We start from the raw sequence: 17,945 nt of genomic DNA on the forward strand, positions 1-17,945 counted from the left end.
ACGCCGAGTCCGAACGGTTCGCGTCGCTGGAGCTGGAGCTGTCGGAGAAGGATCCGCGGTTCGCCATGTCGGTGCTGCCTTTCGCTCATCGGGTGTGTCGGGGATAGGAGCGGCCGAGAACCCGGAAGGTTCCGGCAGCGCACCGACTTTTTTCGCAGGGAGCGTCGACGAATCAGGAAAGTGCAGGTCGAGGTGGTGCAGTCGGAAGAAAATGTGATCTGGATAACAAAAAATGAACCGGCCTTGCATGCGGATTCCAGCAGGCGAACCCGATCGTCGAATGATCTGCACCACGCGGGAACATTTCGAGGGTTCCGCGCATCGAACCTGAAGAGTGAATGCAACCGCATTCACCGCGTACGACTGCACCAGGGTGTTCGGGACTCTGCACATTCAGGGTCCGGACGGGCATCGGAAAGGGGGAGTGATGACCGACGAACCGGACCCGTCGCTGTGGGAGTTGCTCGGTCTGGACCGGAACGACACGATCGCAGAGTTGCCGGGCGGACTGTGGGAGCGCATCCTCGACGTTGCCACGGACCCGGACACACCGGACGCCGACGCGGGTCTGATTCCCGACGACGACATCGACACCGGTGGCATCGGACACGACGCCGAACTCGACGATGAACTCGAGCCGCTGCCGTTCGGTGACGACACCGACCTCGATCCCCACGACGGTTCGATCACCGCAGACGGCGTCGGGCACGACGATTTCGGGCACGAGGAGTTCGATCCGGGGGACGACGTATCGTTCGGCCCGGATGATTCCGGATCGGGAAGCGACGACGATCTGGCCTTCTGACGGACGGCCCCGAAATTCACTGGAATCGACCGGAACGTCTGTGGTCTTCTGGGTCGGTCGGTCGGTCGGTCGGTCGACCGCACCGGAAGGAACCGATGTCGCGCGCCCACATCGCTATGGTCAGCATTCCCGCACCCGGCCACGTCAACCCCAGTCTCGAGATAATCCGGGAACTCGTCGCGCGCGGTCACCGCGTCACCTACGCGAACGACGTTTCGATGGCTCCGGTGATCGAGGCGACCGGGGCGGAATTCCGTCCCTACCTCTCGTCGCTGCCCGGGGTGAACCGCGGCGAGACCGATCCGGGTGACCAGCCGGAGGCGTCGTGGGAAGGCGACATGATCGATCAGCTCACCCTGTTCCAGAAGGACTACGAGTCGATGCTTCCGCAGTTGCGGGCGATCTACGGCGACGACCAGCCGGACGTGTTCCTCTACGACATCGCCGGCGGTCCGGCTCGTATCCTCGCCGAGGAGTGGGGCGTTTCCATCGTCCAACTGTCGCCGACCTACGTCGCCTGGGACGGGTACGAGCAGGACATGGAACCGGTCCTGGCTTCGATGCGGTCCGAACCGAAGGGTATCGCCTATCGGGAAAGGCAGCAGAAGTTCCTGCAGGACAATGGCATAACCATGGATCCGGATGCTTTCTTCGGACGTCCACCCCGTGCCGTGGTACTCATCGCGAAGTCGATGCAACCCAATGCGGACCGGGTGAACGAGGACGTCTACACCTTCACCGGACCCGCACTGCCGGTCGACCGCGCATCCGACGGTGCCTGGACGCCTCCTGCCGGGGCGGTGAAGGTACTACTCGTCTCCCTCGGTACGGCGTTCACCGCCCGGGCCGATTTCTACCGCCGCTGCGTCGAGGCCTTCGGTGATCTCGACGGCTGGCATGTGGTGCTGCAGATCGGCACCCAGGTGGACGTCGCCGACCTCGGATCCGTGCCCGGCAACGTCGAGGTACACCGCTGGGTGCCGCAATTCGACATCTTGCGCGACGCCGACGCCTTCCTCACCCACGCGGGCATGGGCGGGTCGAGCGAAGGCATGGTCACCGGAACGCCCATGATTGCGGCACCGCAGGCGGTCGACCAGTTCGAGAACGCCGATGCGTTGGTCGCGGCCGGAGTAGCGGTGCGCGTCGACAGTGACACGGTGACCGTCGACGAATTGCGCGACGCGCTCCGGGTCGTCGATGCACCCGAAGTTCGATCGCGCAGTGCGGAACTCGCCGACGAGTTGCGAGCCGCGGGTGGGGTGGCGACCGCCGTCGACATCATCGAGGGCTTTCTCCCGCCGGTTCGGGCCCCGGCTCACTGAGCTGTCGTCGCTCATCCGATATGACGCCGGTAGCGGCGCAGCGCGTAGATCGCCGCGCCGACAGCGACCACGGCGATCCCGGTCAGCACGGCCTGTCCGGGCAGCGTCGATCCAAGCACCACACATCCGGCCATCCCGAGTATCGGGACGGTCCGCGCCGGTCGTCCCTCTGCCGGGGTGAGTGTCCACGCGGCGGCGTTGGCGATGGCGTAGTAGAGCAGCACCCCGAAGGAGGAAAATCCGATCGCGGCTCGGACGTCGACGAAGGCGGCGGCGACCGCCACGATCATCCCGACGGCGAGTTCGGCCCGGTACGGGACCGCGAACCGGGGGTGTACGGCGGCCAGCGCGTGCGGCAGGTGGCGGTCACGGGCCATCGCCATCGTGGTGCGAGAGACGCCCAGGATCAACGCCAGTAGTGATCCCAGCGCGGCCACCACCGCCCCGACGCGCACGACCGGCTCCAGCCAGTCGGCACCGGCGGTTCGTACCATCACCGACAAGGGCGCATTCGCCTCGGCCAGTCCCCGCGGGCCCAGCACCAGCAGTGCTGCGACAGCGACCACCGCGTACACGAGCAGGGTTATGCCCAAGGCGAGCGGGATCGCCCGCGGGATCGTGCGGGCCGGGTCGCGTACCTCTTCACCGAGGGTGGCGATGCGCGCGTAGCCGGCGAATGCGAAGAACAACAATCCTGCTGCCTGCAGCACCCCGCTCACGGTGATGTCGGATCCGAACTCCAACCGGGTAGCCTCGGCTGCACCGGAGGTGAATGCCGAGACCGCCACCGCGGCGAGTACGGCGAGCACCAGCGCGACGATCACCCGAGTCACGATCGCCGACTTCTGTATTCCGCGGTAGTTGACGACGGTCAACGCCACCACCGCCGCCACCGCTACCGCATGTGCGTGGTCAGGCCAGGCGTAGATACCGACGGTCAATGCCATTGCCGCACAGGAGGCGGTCTTGCCGACCATGAAACTCCACCCCGCCAGATATCCCCAGAATGGCCCGAGTCGTTCACGGCCGTACACATAGGTGCCGCCGGAGGCCGGGTATCGAGCCGCCAGCCGCGCCGACGAGGTCGCGTTGCAGTAGGCCACCATCGCGGCCACCGCGAGCCCCAGCAGCAACCCCGACCCCGCCGCCTGCGCCGCTGGGGCCAGTGCCGCGAAGATCCCGGCCCCGATCATCGACCCGAGCCCGATCAGCACCGCATCGGTGACCCCCAGGGTGCGCCGCATGCCACCCGTCACGATCCCCGTCCCACCTGCCGAGACACTGTCCGACACCACAACTCCTGTCGATGTTCACCCTCGGATGACGACGTCTCGAGCTGTCGGTGATCATCCCACGTGCGGGCGATGCCGGCTCCGCGCTCCGGGCCGAACGAGGTTCGAACAACCGGTGCGTCACCGGCGATTTCCCGTCTCCTGGACCGTTGGGGTGCAAAGATGACGTCGCCCGAACTGCAACGGCCGCGAGGAGTGACAGGTGGAGCCCATTGTCGAGACAACGCGGGGTCGGGTACGTGGCGAAACCAGGGCGGGGATATCCGTGTTCAAGGGTATTCCGTACGCGGCTCCGCCATTCGGGGATCTGCGATTCGCAGCGCCGGAGCCCGCGCAGCCGTGGGACGGGGTCCGCGACGCACTCGACTTCGGTCCGACTGCTCCACACCCGGCATATGCGTCGCCGCTCGACCGGATGTTGCCGGACCCGGAGATTCCCGGCGACGGGATCCTCAACCTGAACGTCTGGACGCCGAACCTCGAGATGTCGCTGCCGGTGCTCGTGTGGATCCACGGCGGCGCGTTCGTCAACGGCAGCAGCGCGGTGCAGGTCTACGACGGTTCCGCGTTCGCGCGCGACGGCGTCGTATTCGTGTCGATCAACTACCGACTCGGTGCGGAAGGCTTCGCGTTCTTGGAGGGCGCACCGGCCAACCGGGGCCTGCTCGATCAGGTCGCGGCGCTGTTCTGGGTGCGCGACAACATCGCCGCGTTCGGCGGCAACCCGGACCTGGTGACCATCGCCGGCGAGTCCGCGGGGGCGATGAGCGTGATGTCGCTGCTCGCGATGCCTGCCGCAGACGGCCTGTTCCGGCGTGCCGTCGCGCAGAGCGGCGCCGGTCATTCGGTGATGTCTCTCGGCACAGCGCAGCGGATTGCCGCGGCGCTGGCGGAATCGCTCGGCGTCGAGCCGACTCGGGACGGGTTCTCCGACATCGACGTCGCCGACCTGGTCGCGGCGCAGGCATCCCTGGCCCGCCGGATTCTCGCTCAGCCCGACCCGCAGCAATGGGGCGAGGTGGCGGCGGACTCGATGCCGTTCGAACCGTGTGTGGACGGGACGGTGCTGCCGGGGCGTCCCATCGACCGGATCGTGGCGGGCGCGTCGGCAGACGTCGACGTCCTGATCGGAACGAACGTCGACGAATACAGCCTGTTTCTCGTGCCGAGCGGAGCCGATCAAGGTATCGATGACGACACGCTGCGAATGATGGTCGAGGCGTACGGACTCGACGTGGACACGGCCCTCGCCGCCTACCGTGGCTCGCGGCCGGGCGCGTCACCGGGTCAATTGTTGTCCGCGGTGCTCGGCGACTGGATGTTCCTGATCCCGGCGATCCGTGTCGCGGAAGCTCGCGCCGTGCAGCTCCTCTCCACGTTCGTGTATCGGTTCGAGTGGCCGTCGAGTCTGTTCGAGGGCAGGCTGGGGGCGACTCATTCGCTCGAGTTGGGTTTCACCTTCGACAACCTCGACGTCGAGGGTGTGGAGTTGCTGACCGGTCCGCATCCACCCCAGGTTTTGGCGGACGACATGCACCGGGCATGGGTGTCGTTCGTGACCACGGGGCGTCCGGGCTGGAATCCGTACGGCGAGGATCGCATCGTGATGTGTTTCGGTGCGGAATCCGGCCAACTCGAGGACCCGGGTGCCGACATTCGGATGCTGTGGGACGCGATCCGGTAGGGAGAACGCGATCCGATAGGCCATACCCGCCCGGTCGAGCCCCCAAAACTACGTGTGACTCACTTCATGAAACAAGTGATTCCGTCGTCGCCTGTCCACCTGTTACCGTATCGATACCGCTGACCGCAGCTGATTCAATCGCTGCGGTCAGTTGTTATTTGTGGGCAATGTTCCCGGGATCAACTCGTCGAACGCGGTCTCGTGACCCGGTGGTTTCATTGATGGGGAACGGTTTCCTTGATGGGGAACGTCGAGGTTTCGTCGACGACCGCTCGCAAGACCGAACTGCCGGCCGCGACCCCCCGACGCAAGCCTCGACGCGAACAACGCATCGACGTCGGTCGGGACGGAGGCACACGCAGATGTCCACCGGAACACGAATCGGGCTCGTCGTCGCAGGCGGGGGAGCAAAAGGCGCCTACGAGGCGGGTGCGTTGTCCGTCCTCCTGCCGTGGATGGTGGACCGGGGGACCCGCCCCTCCGTCCTGGTGGGTACCAGCGCAGGAGCGCTGAATGTTGTCGCCCTCGGCGGGCTCGCTCACCTCGACGCACGCGAGGCGACCGAATTCCTTGTCGACACCTGGGGAACTGTCCGGCCGAGCGACGTTTTCGGTTTGACCAGTGGAATCGGAACCGGTCTCCGCTACGCCGGACAACTCGCAGGGCTGTCCGTGCGAATCCCGAGCCTGCTCGATCCGCGACGTCTCCGCACCAAACTCGCCCAGCAATTGCCGCTGGAACAGTTGCACCGAAACATCGACGAGGGACTTGTCGATGCGGTCGCGGTCACGACGACGTCGGTCACGACCGGCGGAACAGTCGTCTTCCTCGAGTCCAACGACGCCGTCGACGTGCCACCCGACGACCCGGCCCGAAACATCACCTACGTTCGTACCGAACTCACCGTCGATCATGTGCTGGCATCCGCCGCCGTTCCGCTGCTGTTCCGGCCGGTCCGGATCAGTCAGCCGTCCTGCTGGCGCGGTTGGTACATCGACGGTGGACTGCGGCTCAACGCCCCGCTCGTCCCCGCCGTGGAGCTCGGTTGCAGAACGCTCGGTGTCGTTGCCACGCAACCACTGTCGTCGCAAACGCCCAGGCCACCCACCGGCCGCGCATCCGAACTCGCAGCGCCGCTTCCGGACGGGCCACCTCCCGACGTGTATGCGATTGCCGCACTGGCGCTGCGCAACCTCCTCGCCGACCGAATGGTCGAAGACATTCGACTGCTCGGCTCACACCGACACGGCGAGAACGCGGTCGACATCGTGTTCGCAGGCCCGCCCGAACATCGGAAGGCGGAGATCGCAGAACTCGCCGACCGGGTGTTCCGACGCTACGGATACACCAGGGCCGTGCGTAGTCCCGAACTGTGGATGCTGACCAGGCTGATCGGCGGTGCGCCCGAGGATCACGGAAATCTGTTGAGCTACCTCTTCTTCGACTCCGAATTCACCACGCGGGCAGCCGCTCTCGGTGCGGACCATGCGGCCGAGCACATGAATGTGATCGGTGACCGCGGGCGCGACGAATCGCGATGAGAAACTCGCTCGGAATATTTCAGATCCCGGTTGTCGAGCGCGGGTACACGGCGTCGACGTCGGTCAAGATGTTGACCAGATACGGACCGTTCGCGGCGAACGCCCGATCCAGCGCCGCCCCGATCTGTCGGGGATTCCGAACCACTTCACCGCCCGCACCCAGCGCGGTCGCCACCTCGTCGTAGCGCGTGCCCGGAGCGAGATCCGCCGCGACATCGTATCCGTACAACAGTTGCATCGGGCCCTTCTCGAGACCCCACGCGGAGTTGTTGCCCACCACGATCACCACCGGCAGCCGATGCCGGACGAGGGTGTCGATGTCCATCAACGACATGCCGGCAGCACCGTCGCCGAGCAACAGCACCACCTGACTCGACGGGTGTGCGACGCGCGCGGCGATGGCGGCGCCCAACCCGGCACCGAGGCACCCGTACGGGCCGGGATCGAGCCACCGGCCGGGCCGCGACGGTTCGACGAATTTTCCTGCGAACGAGACGAAATCACCGCCGTCACCGATGACGACGGCGTCGTCGGCCAGGCGTGGCAGCAACTCCCCGTAGATGCGGGCGGGGTGGATGGGATCCGAATCGGCACCGAGTAACTCGCGCTCGCGGGCCGTGACGGCGACGACCTCGTCGCGCAGCCGGCGCACCCAGTCACCGGTGTCGGGCCGGACGGGCAACGCGGTGACGATTCCGTCGAGGCACGCGGTGAGGTCGCCGGACACCGAACCGGTGAGCGCGGCGTGCGCCGACACCTGGCCGGGGCTGTCGGCGATGTGCACGACCTGCGCGGCGGGCGAGCCGTCGCGGCCACCGAACCGGCCGTAGCCGAGCCGGAAGTCCAACGGGGTGCCGACGACGATTGCCAGGTCGCAGGTGCCGACGGCGGTACCACGTGCCTTGGTCGCCAGCAGCGGATGCCCGCCGGGAACGATGCCGCGGCCCATACCGTTGGTGATCGCCGGGACTCGCAGTTCTTCGACGAACCGCAATGCGGCGGCCTCCGCCCCGTCCGACCACACATCGGTGCCGAACACCACGATCGGTCGTGAGGCCCGTGCGAGGAGGCCTGCGATCTCGGTGAGTGCGGTCCGATCCGGTTCGATTCGCACATGCTGTGCGGGGATAGGATTCGGTATGGTTGTGCGACTGAACAATTCGTCCATCGGAATGTCGACGAACGTCGGTCCGCGATGCGACGAGCCTGCCGCGCGGAAGGCCGCATCCACGACGGGCGCGATCCGGTCGACGGTGCGCGCGGTTTCGGAGAGTTTCGTGACGGTGCTCAGCAGAGGCGGCTGATCGAGTTCCTGCAGACTGCCCGTGCCCCACCGGGCGTTGGGTGCCCGACCACCGAGCACCACCAGCGGCGATCCGGAGAAGTGCGCCTGCGTGACGGCACTGACCCCGTTCGTGACACCGGGCCCCGCGGTGAGCACTGCGAGACCCGGACGACGTTCCAGTTTCCCGGTGGCCTCGGCCGCGAACACGGCCGTCTGCTCGTGCCGCACGTCGACCAACCGCATCCGCGATTCGCCCTTGACGACGGCGTCGTACAACGGGAACACATGTGCGCCGGAGAGGGTGAACATCGTCCGGGCGCCGTGGGCGTGGGCTATCGCCGCGGCGAGATCACCGCCGTGCCCTTCGATGTCCGAGGCCATGCGGGAAGGCTACGGGCGCATCCGGCATGGTGCGGCCGATTCGGCGGACTCGATGCTCCTGTGGCGATCAGTGATCATCTGAGGACGCGGAAGTTCCTGAAGTATTCGTCGTCGCTCTCGTGCTGTTGCGCTTCGGCGTCTCGCTTCCGCGCCGCGGCCGATGCAGCGACGGGGGTATCGAGGACTTGTGTCACTTGCCGGATCCGCGGATCGTCGGCGAGTTCGGCACGAATGTCCCGCGCTTGCTCGGTGGCATCGGCATACGCGCGGGAGTGCGCGGCCGCGACCGCGTCTGCGAGTGTTCCCGGATCCAGTTGCTGTGCCGAGTGGGGGATGTCGAGGGTCAGAATGGCGCCGGACGCCGAGACCGTGATCGCGACGCCGTGCACGATGGAGCGACCGGTAATCCGCTCGACGTCGTTCTGGATACGGCGAACCTTCACCGAGAATTCTTCGGGCAATGTCATCTGAATCTCCTTACCAACCCGGATATGCGGGCTGTGTGATCGGCGGTACTTCAGTCAGGGTACGAAGCGCCGGTCTCGGTTGAACCGGGTTCGACCTGATGCCCCCGTTCTTGGCAGCGACCGGATCAACTCGGCGTCTGCCGCGCAGTCCGGGTTTCCCGTCTTGACGGTGGGTGCTTCGACCCGCCCGTCGTCGAGAGCCGTGAACCCGGCCACGTCGACATAGCCGCGGCCACCTGACTGTCACTCTGCCGATGCGCGAACGCCACAAACGTCGCGTCCGTGGGCGCGCCGGCCCGAGTGAGCGCGGCGCCCGACGAGGGGCCTGCCAGCGCTGCCGTGGCCGAGTCGAACGCGGCCCCCGGCTTCAGCTCATAGACGATGTCCGATTCTCCCAACACCCGGTATGCCATCGTGCGCAACGCGTCCAGGTCGACCTGCACAACACTCACCGCATCCTCCGATATCCGTCGGCCGCGAAAACCGGACCCGTCGGGTTGGACGCAGCAGCGCACGGATCGGTTCCATGCGGATTGCAGCAGGTCGTGGCCTCAACTCCTCCTCGATGACGCTGATCTGTTGCGCGACGAGCGCGAGATCGGTGACTGGACGGCGTCGATAGCCGGCGCCGAGGCTTCCCGCTGAGCGGGATGAGGTCGTGAGTGTGACCGCCGACACGTTTACGTTCGGGTCAACGTCGGATTCGGCGGGTTTGCGCACGTCCGTGGAACGTCTCCGCATGCGCGTGTCTTGCGAAGGATTGAGTTGATGTCACGTAAATTGGTTGTCGCACTTGGCCTCACCGCGGCATTGCTGACGGGATGCAGCGGGGCCACCACCTCCACGTCGGCCGACGCGGATCCGAATGCCACGTTCCACTACGCCACGGTGTACGGCACATCATCGTTCGATCCGCACAAGACCAAGATCACCAGCGATGCGACGATGCTGAACCTCGTCTACGACCGCCTGGTGCACCGCGACAAGGATGCCAACCCGGTTCCAGGGCTTGCCGAGTCCTGGGAGATCGAGGATGGCCGACTGACATTGCACCTGCGGGACGGCGTCGCCTTCGTCGATGGCACCCCCTTCGATTCCGCCGTGGTCAAGGCCAACCTCGACCGGGCGAAGGAGTCCGACTCGGTGACTGCGTCGATGCTGTCCGTCCTGGCCGGTGTCGAGACCCCGGACCCCCGGACCGCGGTCCTCGCGCTGTCCGGCCCCGGCGCTCAACTGGTGCTGACACTGTCCGACCTGCCCGGAATGATGATCAACCCGAACGCTTTCGGGACGCCGGAGAAGGACGCGGCCCTGGCCCTCGCCCCCGCCGGGACCGGACGCTACACCGTGGCGCGATCGCAGCCCGGCGCCGAATACGAGTTCGTGGCCCGCGAGGGCTACTGGGACCCGCAGGCAGTGAAGTCGACCCGATTCGTGTGGACGGTGATGACCGACCCGCAGACCCGGCTGAACGGTGTCGCGTCGGGTGAACTGTCCGCGTCGATCACGACACCGCTGACGATCGATGCCGCGGAGCAGCAGGGGCTGACCGTTGAAGCCCCGATCCGGATGGACCACATGGCCATCAACTTCAATCGCACCCGCGGCGAGTTCGCGAAACTCGAGGTGCGGCAGGCGCTCTCGTACGCGATCGACCGACAGGCCATCGCCGACGCGGCGATGGAAGGACACGCCGAGCCCGCGACTCAGAACTTCCCGAAGCAGTACTTCGCGCACGCCGCTGCTCTCGACGGCGCGTACCCGTACGATCCGGAGAAGGCCAGGCAGCTACTCGCCCACGCCGGCCTGCCGAACGGCTTCGCCTTCACCGCGATCCTGCTGAACCTGCCGGAGAATCAACTCGTCGCGCAGATCGCGCAGCAGCAACTCGCGCAGGTCGGGATCGACATGCAGTTGCGTCCGCTGCCCCCGTCCGACGCGTCGCCCACCTTCAATCGTGGTGACGCCGATGCGATCGTCACCACGTTCACCGGACGCGCCGACCCGTCGATCCTGCTGACTACGTTGTACGGTGCCGAGTCACCGCAGAATCCCTCGCGCGGGAACGCTCCCGGCTTCCAAGAGGCACTCGATGCGGCCAACTCGGAGTCCGACCTCGCAGCACGCGGCGAGAAGATCGGCGCGGTGTCGACGATCGTCAGCGACAATGCCCTGGCCCTGCCACTGGTGTTCTTCGCCCTCGGCTCCACGCTCGACGACCGCGTGGTCGGCTACGAGCCCAACCTGCTGATCGACGAGTGGCGCGGCGTCGGCCTCACGGCCGAGTAGTCGTCCGGTCCTCCCTTCCGCCCCTCCACGACCGAAGGATGCTTGTGTTCCCACGAAGACTGACGGCCGCGCTCGCGGTGACTGCCGCCCTCGTCACTGGTTGTGGCGGGGCGGATTCCGGAGGAGCTTACGACGCGGACGTGGACCCGGCTGCGACGCTGCGCTACGCCACCACGTACGGGGCGTCGTCCTTCGACCCCCACAAGACGACGATCACCAGCGATTCGACGATGCTGAACCTGGTGTACGACCGCCTTGTCCACCGGGACATCGACGGGAACCCGGTGCCGGGACTGGCCGAGTCGTGGGAGTTCGCCGCCGACGGATCTGCGCTGACCCTGACTCTGCGGAACGGCGTCACTTTCTCCGACGGCGCCGCGGTCGACTCGGCAGCGGTCAAGGCGAATCTCGAACGAGCGCTGGCACCAGATTCGATCACTGCGTCGATGCTCGCCGGCGTCGCCGCCATCGACACCCCCGATCCGCAGACCGTGGTGCTGGCGCTGAACGGCCCCGGTGCACAACTGGTCCTCACGCTGTCGGATCTTCCCGGAATGATGGTCAGCCCCAACGCGTTCGGTACCCCGGAGAAGGACGCGGCGCTGGTGCTCACCCCGGTCGGTGCCGGGCGGTACACGGTGGTGAAGGCGCAACCCGGAGCGGACTATCAGTACACGTCACGGCAGGGTTACTGGGATCCGGAGGTGGTACGGGCCACGAACTTCCAGTGGACCGTGATGACCGACCCACAGACCAGGGTGGGTGGGGTGGCCTCCGATCAGCTCGACGCCGCGATCGCGACACCGCAGTCCATCGATTCGGCGATCGGGCAGGGGCTGACCGCGCCCGTCCAGACAAGCCTGAACAACTACGTTCTCAACCTGAACCGGACACGGAGCGAGTTCGGCAAGGTCGAGGTGCGCCGCGCTCTCGCGCACGCCGTGGACCGGGATGCCATCGTCGCGTCCGCGCTGGAGGGCCACGGTGAGGCGGCGAGCCAGAACTTCCCCAAGGGCTACTTCGCGCACGACGACGCGCTCGACGGGCAATATCCGTTCGACCCGTCGGTGGCGAAGTCGTTGCTGCTCGATGCTGGTGTTCCCGAAGGCTTTTCGTTCGTGGTCGGGGTGTCGAACCTGCCGGAGAACACGATGATCGGGCAGATCATGCAGGAGCAGTTGGCGAAGGTCGGCATCACCATGGAGATCCGGTCGATGACGCCGACCGACCTCAACCCCGCGTTCAATCGGGGTGAGCTCGACGCGATCCTCACCACCCTCGTCGGCCGGGCCGACCCGTCGCTGTTGCTCACGTCGTTCTACGGGCAGGCGTCGGCGCAGAATCCGTCCCACGACGACATCCCCGGATTCCGGGCGGCGATGGACGCCGCGAATCGGGCGACCGACGCAGAGCAGCGCGCCGCGCTGCTCGGTGATGTCAACGAGGTGCTCATGGGGCAGGCGGCGATGCTGCCGATCGCGTTCGCGCAGCTCGGGGCGATCACGTCGAACCGTCTCGTCGGGTACGAACCCAACCGGATCGTCGACGAGTGGCGTGGGGTCGGCGTCGCGACGAATTGACGAACCCACCGCCGGAACAACGTACACAGCCACGTCAGAAGGGGAGGAAGCCATGTCTCGCAGAATGATCGCGGCAATCGGGTTGACCGCTGCATTGCTTGCCGGGTGTGCCGGGACGGAGGACACGGGGGCCGCGGGCACGTCATCGACAGCGACGGATCCGTCCGCCACATTCCGGTACGCAACGACGTACGGGACGTCCTCGTTCGATCCGCACAAGACCAAGGTCGCGCAGGACAACATCCTGCTCGCACAGGTCTACGATCGGCTGGTGCACCGCGACCAGGACGCGAATCCCACACCTGGACTGGCGGAGTCGTGGGAGTTCGCGCCCGACGGATCCACGCTGACGTTCCACCTCCGGGACGGGGTGGTGTTCCAGGACGGGACGCCGTTCGACTCCGCCGCGGTCAAGGCGAACCTCCAGCGTGCCCAGGAACCGGACTCCATCACCACCACCATGCTGGCGCCGATCACCCGGATCGACACACCCGATCCGCGGACGGTGGTCCTCGCGCTCAGCGGTCCGGGTGCGCAATTGGTACTGACGCTGTCGGACCTGCCGGGGATGATGGTCAGCCCCAATGCATTCGGTACTCCGGAGAAGGACGCCGCACTGGTTCTGAACCCCGTCGGGACGGGCCGGTACACGGTGGCCAAGTCCACCCCGGGCGCTGAATACGACTTCGCATCGTGGGACGGCTACTGGGACCGAGCATCGGTGAAGGCCGACCACTTCGTGTGGACGGTGATGACCGACCCCCAGACTCGACTGAACGCCCTGGCGTCCGACCAGATGGACGTGGCCATCGCGACCCCGCTCATCATCGACCCGGCACGTCAGCAGGGGCTCGAAGCCGAGGTGCAGACCAGCCTCAACCACTATGTGCTGCACTTCAACCGGACACGCAGTGAGTTCGGTAAAGTCGATGTCCGGCGCGCCGTGACCCGCGCGATCGACCGCGAGGTCATCACCGAGACGGCACTCGAGGGACACGGCGAGGCGGCGTCCCAGAACTTCCCGTCCGGCTACTTCTCCTACAACGAAGGCCTCGCGGACCAGTATCCGTACGACGAACAGGCGGCGAAAGACCAGCTCACTCGAGCGGGGCTGCCGAACGGCTTCTCGTTCACAGCCGGTGTGATGAACCTCCCCGAGAACCAGCTGATCGCGCAGATCGTGCAGGAACAGCTCGCGAAGATCGGTGTTCGCATGGAGATCCGCATCATGACACCGCAGGAAATGTCGCCGGTATTCAACCGCGGCGAGCTGGATGCCATCCTGACCACCGTCGTCGGGCGCGCCGACCCGTCACTCCTGCTGACCACCTACTATTCGGCGACCTCACCGCAGAACCCGTCCAAGGATACGATTCCCGGATTCCAAGAGGCGATCGACGCCGCGAACCGGGAGGTCGACCCGGAGCGTCGGGGAGAGCGGATCGCAGAGGCGTCCGCCGCTGTGATGGATCAGGCACCCATGGTGCCGCTGGCCTTCGCGGACCTCGGCGGCATCGTCACCGACCGGGTCGTCGGCTACCAGCCGTACCGCGCCATGGACGAATGGGGCGGTGTCGGGATTGCCGCGGCGCAGTAGTCAGCGGACAGCGAGGAGGACCGAATCATGTTACGCCTGATATCTAGTCGTCTGGTGGCGGTGATTCCGCTACTGCTGATCGCCACCGCAATCACCTTCAGCCTGGTATTCCTGATTCCGGGCGATCCCGCGCACCGGATCGCCGGTGAATCGGCGACGCCCGAGCAGGTGGAACTGGTCCGGCAGCAACTGGGCCTTGATCAGCCGGTCGTCGTGCAGTACGTGCATTTCCTGACCGGCTTGCTGCAGGGCGATCTCGGCACCAGCTTCACGTACAAGGCGCCGGTGCTCGACATGATCGTCGACCGGATCCCGGTCACGCTGTCGTTGGCGGTGGTTTCGGTGCTGGTCGCCCTCGTGATCGGGATCCCCGCCGGCATCATCGGCGGCAGCCGGCCCGGTAGTTGGCAGGATCGGGTCAGCAGCGTCGGATCCACCCTCGGCGTCGCCACCCCGAACTTCGTGCTCGCACTGCTGCTGGTCCTGCTGTTCTCGATGAGCTTGAAGATGTTGCCCGCCACCGGCTATGCACCACTGAGCAAAGGCCTGTGGCCGTGGCTGTCGCATCTACTGCTGCCCGCCGTCGCGCTCGGCGTGGCGGCGGCCGCGGAGATCGCCCGACAGTTGCGTAGTTCGATGATCGACGTGATGCAACAGGATTACGTCCGCACTGCGACCGCCAAGGGACTCCCGCGCCGCACAGTCCTGGTCAAACACGCGCTGAAGAACGCTTTCATCCCGACGGCAACCGTGCTCGGCATGCAGATCGCGTTTCTTCTCGGCGGGACCGCGGTCATCGAGTCGGTGTTCGGGCTCAAGGGACTCGGCGACTTCGCGGTGCAGGCCGTGCTGTCCGGGGACCTGCCCGCAATTCAGGGCGTCGTCATCTTCGGTGTCCTCGCCACCGTCGTCATGAGCCTCGTGGTGGACATCTCCTATGGCTACCTCAATCCGAAGACCAGGAGGGCGGCATGACTGCACTGGACGAATCCTCCTCGGTGTCGGCGGAATCCGTCTCGGACGCCGTGGAGTCACCGCGCCGACGGTTCCTCCGCCGGTTCCGGGGCCGCCGGGCGGCGCTGATCTCGGCGGTGTTCCTGCTCGTCATCACCGTGGTCGGTCTGCTCGCGCCGCTGATTGCGCCGCACGACCCGCTGGTTCAAGACCTGACAGCCCGACGGCTGCCGCCGCTGAGCGACGGCTATCTCCTCGGCACCGACAACCTAGGCCGGGACACCCTGTCCCGGTTGATGTACGGGATGCGGGTTGCAGTATCGGCGGCCGCGATCTCGGTGTCGGTCGGGTTGGTGATCGGGGTGGTCCCGGCGTTGGTCGCCGGGTTCCTCGGGAAGCGTTGGGATGCGGTGATCTCCCGTATCGCCGACGCGTTCCTGAGTTTTCCGCCGCTGCTGCTGGCGATGGCGATCGTCGGCGTCATGGGACCGAACCTGACGAACGCCATGATTGCCATCGGTATCGTGTTCGCGCCGCGCTTCTACCGGGTCGTGCGAGGGGCGGTGATCGCGGTCCGGGAGGATACGTTCATCGAGGCGTCCCGCAGCATCGGCACCCCGACGGGCCGGATCATCCGTACCCACGTGCTGCCGCACATCTTTTCGCCGCTGATCGTCCAGGTCAGCCTCGCGTGCGGGTTCGCGATGCTGGCGGAATCGTCGTTGAGTTTCCTCGGCCTCGGTGTGCAGCCACCGGACCCGAGTTGGGGACGGATGCTCGCCGAGGGGCGCGAGGCGTGGAACTACACGCCGTGGCCGGTGCTGATTCCGGCGATCGCGATCATCCTGGCCGTGCTGGCCTGCAACACCCTCGGTGACGGCATCCGCGATTCTGTCGGACGCGAGAACAGGAGCGAGCGATGAGTGAGACACCGTTGCTGTCAGTGCAAGGCCTCGGGGTCGAGTTCCTCACCCGGAGCGGGTGGACCCCGGTGTTGCAGGACGTCTCGTTCGACGTTCGGGCCGGCGACCTCGTTGGGCTGGTGGGGGAGTCGGGGTCCGGCAAGAGCGTCACCTGCGGCACGGTGCTGCGCCTGCTGCCGCAACGTCAGTCCCGGATCACCGGAGGGCGGATCCTGTTCCAGGGCAAAGACCTTCTCGCGGCCTCAGAACGGGAGCTGGGCGCGGTGCGGGGCAACGACATCGCGATGATCTTTCAGGAACCGATGACGAGCCTGAACCCGGTGTTCACCGTCGGGGATCAGATCTCGGAGGTGGTGCGCCGCCATCGCGGGGTGGGGCGCAAGCAGGCGCTCGCCCGCGCCGTCGAGGTCCTCGACCTGGTCGGGATCCCGAATGCGGCGCGGCGTGTCACGGAGTATCCGCACGAGTTCTCCGGGGGTATGCGCCAGCGGGTGATGATCGCCATGGCACTCGCCTGCGAACCGAAGCTGCTGATCGCCGATGAGCCGACCACGGCACTCGACGTGACTATCCAGGCGCAGGTGCTCGACCTGATCCGCGACATGGCAACGCAATTCGATATGGGCGTGCTGTTCGTAACCCACGACCTCGGCGTTGTTGCGGAGTTGTGCACCGAGGTGGTGGTGATGTACGCGGGTCAGGTCGTCGAGCGGGCCCGCACCGTCGACCTGTACGACGTACCTCGCCACCCGTACACGGAGGGCCTGCTCAAGTCGGTGCCGTCGATCGACGGCAGGGTGGACCTGCACACCATCCCCGGCTCGCCCCCGATCCCGGGGTCGATCACGACCGGTTGCCGGTTCGCGCCCAGGTGTGAGTATCGGGAATCCGAGTGCAACAGCATTATTCAACTCGACGACCTGGGCGGACACCGGCAGACGCGGTGTGCGCGGGCGGCGGAATTGGTCCTGGAGGGATGCTCGTGACCGTCGACCTGCAGAAGCGTTCGGAGAGCCCGCTGCTCAGCGTGCGGGGCCTGGCCGTCGAATTTCGGAGTGGCTCCGCGCTGTTCGGCGGTAAGCGAACCGTGCGGGCCGTCAACGACGTCAGCTTCGACATCCGGGCCGGCGAGACGTTCGCGCTCGTGGGGGAGTCGGGCTCCGGGAAGTCGACCACGGCGCGGGGAATCCTGCGTCTCGTGGACATCGCCGCAGGCACCGTCACTCTCGACGGCGTCGACGTGACCGCGCTGTCGCGCACCGATCTCCGGACCGCGCGGCGGAACATGCAGATGGTGTTCCAGGATCCGTACTCATCGCTCGACTCGGCGCGCACCGTCGGCGAAGCGATCGCCGAACCGCTCGAGGTGCACACGGATCTCGACGCGCGGGCCCGTCGGCAACGGGTCGGGGACCTTCTCGAACAGGTCGGGCTTCGACGCGATCACGCGCAGCGGTATCCGTACGAGTTCTCCGGCGGTCAGCGTCAGCGGATCGCGATTGCCCGGGCGATCGCGGTCGAACCGAAGTTGATCGTCGCGGATGAGGCCGTCAGTGCGCTCGATGTGTCCACCCAGAATCAGGTGATCGGACTGCTCGAGCGGTTGTCGCGCGAACTGGGTGTCGCATACCTGTTCATTGCGCACGACCTCGCGGTGGTGCGGCACATCGCGCAGACGACGGCGGTGATGTATCTGGGCCGGATCGTGGAGTGGGGCCCTTCGGAGCGGCTGTTCACCGACCCCGCACATCCGTACACGAAGGCGCTGCTGTCGGCGGTGCCGGTGCCGAACCCACGCCGGCAGCGCGGCCGGGACCGGATC

The 17,945-nt window shown here is 66.5% G+C and carries 15 protein-coding genes; 11 read left to right on the plus strand and 4 right to left on the minus strand.

The genetic code is table 11. From position 1 onward, the window contains the following. Positions 1–427 precede the first annotated feature (427 nt). Positions 428–805 carry a hypothetical protein gene (locus WAX14_RS21845; protein WP_422630139.1) on the plus strand — a complete coding sequence of 126 codons (378 nt, stop codon included), beginning with the start codon at positions 428–430 and terminating at the stop codon, positions 803–805. Between the two features lie 95 nt (positions 806–900). Beyond that, positions 901–2,130 (plus strand): macrolide family glycosyltransferase, encoded by a 1,230-nt coding sequence (locus WAX14_RS21850; protein WP_422630140.1) that lies wholly within the window; start codon positions 901–903, stop codon positions 2,128–2,130. 11 nt (positions 2,131–2,141) lie between these two features. Here WAX14_RS21850 and WAX14_RS21855 read toward each other — a convergent pair whose 3' ends face one another. Beyond that, positions 2,142–3,374, minus strand: coding sequence for an APC family permease (locus tag WAX14_RS21855; RefSeq protein WP_422630153.1), 1,233 nt, complete (start codon positions 3,372–3,374; stop codon positions 2,142–2,144). A 250-nt stretch (positions 3,375–3,624) separates the two neighbouring features. Here WAX14_RS21855 and WAX14_RS21860 point away from each other — a divergent pair, with 250 nt between their 5' ends. After that, complete coding sequence (locus tag WAX14_RS21860; RefSeq protein ID WP_422630141.1) at positions 3,625–5,106, plus strand: carboxylesterase/lipase family protein; 1,482 nt, start codon at positions 3,625–3,627, stop codon at positions 5,104–5,106. Positions 5,107–5,468: 362 nt separating this feature from the next. Beyond that, a complete protein-coding gene (locus tag WAX14_RS21865; RefSeq protein WP_422630142.1) occupies positions 5,469–6,647 on the plus strand; it encodes a patatin-like phospholipase family protein in 1,179 nt (392 codons plus the stop codon). 19 nt (positions 6,648–6,666) lie between these two features. On the opposite strand, the gene WAX14_RS21870 is transcribed toward WAX14_RS21865, so the two are convergent. The 3 genes from WAX14_RS21870 to WAX14_RS21880 all read right to left on the minus strand — a co-directional run bounded on the left by WAX14_RS21870 (position 6,667) and on the right by WAX14_RS21880 (position 9,232). Continuing rightward, positions 6,667–8,313, minus strand: coding sequence for an acetolactate synthase (locus WAX14_RS21870; protein WP_422630143.1), 1,647 nt, complete (start codon positions 8,311–8,313; stop codon positions 6,667–6,669). A 74-nt stretch (positions 8,314–8,387) separates the two neighbouring features. Further along, on the minus strand, positions 8,388–8,780 hold the full coding sequence (locus tag WAX14_RS21875) for a YbaB/EbfC family nucleoid-associated protein (protein ID WP_422630144.1): 393 nt from the start codon (positions 8,778–8,780) through the stop codon (positions 8,388–8,390). A 125-nt stretch (positions 8,781–8,905) separates the two neighbouring features. Then, entirely contained in the window at positions 8,906–9,232 is a 327-nt protein-coding gene (locus tag WAX14_RS21880) for a hypothetical protein (RefSeq protein ID WP_422630145.1), read from the minus strand. 316 nt (positions 9,233–9,548) lie between these two features. Here WAX14_RS21880 and WAX14_RS21885 point away from each other — a divergent pair, with 316 nt between their 5' ends. From WAX14_RS21885 to WAX14_RS21915, 7 genes are all read left to right on the plus strand, one after another. Next, entirely contained in the window at positions 9,549–11,069 is a 1,521-nt protein-coding gene (locus WAX14_RS21885; RefSeq protein WP_422630146.1) for an ABC transporter substrate-binding protein, read from the plus strand. 38 nt (positions 11,070–11,107) lie between these two features. Beyond that, positions 11,108–12,649: an ABC transporter substrate-binding protein gene (locus WAX14_RS21890; RefSeq protein ID WP_422630147.1), complete on the plus strand. Its 1,542-nt coding sequence runs from the start codon at positions 11,108–11,110 to the stop codon at positions 12,647–12,649. A gap of 52 nt (positions 12,650–12,701) precedes the next feature. Continuing rightward, on the plus strand, positions 12,702–14,246 hold the full coding sequence (locus WAX14_RS21895; RefSeq protein WP_422630148.1) for an ABC transporter substrate-binding protein: 1,545 nt from the start codon (positions 12,702–12,704) through the stop codon (positions 14,244–14,246). A gap of 27 nt (positions 14,247–14,273) precedes the next feature. Beyond that, positions 14,274–15,221 (plus strand): ABC transporter permease, encoded by a 948-nt coding sequence (locus WAX14_RS21900; RefSeq protein WP_422630149.1) that lies wholly within the window; start codon positions 14,274–14,276, stop codon positions 15,219–15,221. After that, positions 15,218–16,123, plus strand: a complete 906-nt coding sequence (locus tag WAX14_RS21905) for an ABC transporter permease (protein ID WP_422630150.1) — start codon at positions 15,218–15,220, stop codon at positions 16,121–16,123. The genes WAX14_RS21900 and WAX14_RS21905 overlap by 4 nt, the downstream gene beginning before the upstream one ends. Further along, positions 16,120–17,109 (plus strand): ABC transporter ATP-binding protein, encoded by a 990-nt coding sequence (locus WAX14_RS21910; protein WP_422630151.1) that lies wholly within the window; start codon positions 16,120–16,122, stop codon positions 17,107–17,109. The genes WAX14_RS21905 and WAX14_RS21910 overlap by 4 nt, the downstream gene beginning before the upstream one ends. Then, the coding region (locus tag WAX14_RS21915; protein WP_422630152.1) for an ABC transporter ATP-binding protein at positions 17,106–17,945 on the plus strand (840 nt) is incomplete at its 3' end. The genes WAX14_RS21910 and WAX14_RS21915, both read left to right, overlap by 4 nt.

Origin of the sequence: Rhodococcus sp. (in: high G+C Gram-positive bacteria) (genome assembly GCF_049299235.1) — a bacterium.
Lineage (GTDB): Bacteria > Actinomycetota > Actinomycetes > Mycobacteriales > Mycobacteriaceae > Rhodococcus.

Bases quoted from the DNA above. Each gene is read 5' to 3' on its own strand.
- WAX14_RS21845 (WP_422630139.1), top strand. From the start codon at position 428: ATGACCGACGAACCGGACCCGTCGCTGTGGGAGTTGCTCGGTCTGGAC.
- WAX14_RS21850 (WP_422630140.1), top strand. From the start codon at position 901: ATGTCGCGCGCCCACATCGCTATGGTCAGCATTCCCGCACCCGGCCAC.
- WAX14_RS21855 (WP_422630153.1), bottom strand. From the start codon at position 3,374: ATGCGGCGCACCCTGGGGGTCACCGATGCGGTGCTGATCGGGCTCGGG.
- WAX14_RS21865 (WP_422630142.1), top strand. From the start codon at position 5,469: ATGTCCACCGGAACACGAATCGGGCTCGTCGTCGCAGGCGGGGGAGCA.
- WAX14_RS21870 (WP_422630143.1), bottom strand. From the start codon at position 8,313: ATGGCCTCGGACATCGAAGGGCACGGCGGTGATCTCGCCGCGGCGATA.
- WAX14_RS21875 (WP_422630144.1), bottom strand. From the start codon at position 8,780: ATGACATTGCCCGAAGAATTCTCGGTGAAGGTTCGCCGTATCCAGAAC.
- WAX14_RS21885 (WP_422630146.1), top strand. From the start codon at position 9,549: ATGTCACGTAAATTGGTTGTCGCACTTGGCCTCACCGCGGCATTGCTG.
- WAX14_RS21890 (WP_422630147.1), top strand. From the start codon at position 11,108: ATGCTTGTGTTCCCACGAAGACTGACGGCCGCGCTCGCGGTGACTGCC.
- WAX14_RS21895 (WP_422630148.1), top strand. From the start codon at position 12,702: ATGTCTCGCAGAATGATCGCGGCAATCGGGTTGACCGCTGCATTGCTT.
- WAX14_RS21900 (WP_422630149.1), top strand. From the start codon at position 14,274: ATGTTACGCCTGATATCTAGTCGTCTGGTGGCGGTGATTCCGCTACTG.
- WAX14_RS21905 (WP_422630150.1), top strand. From the start codon at position 15,218: ATGACTGCACTGGACGAATCCTCCTCGGTGTCGGCGGAATCCGTCTCG.
- WAX14_RS21910 (WP_422630151.1), top strand. From the start codon at position 16,120: ATGAGTGAGACACCGTTGCTGTCAGTGCAAGGCCTCGGGGTCGAGTTC.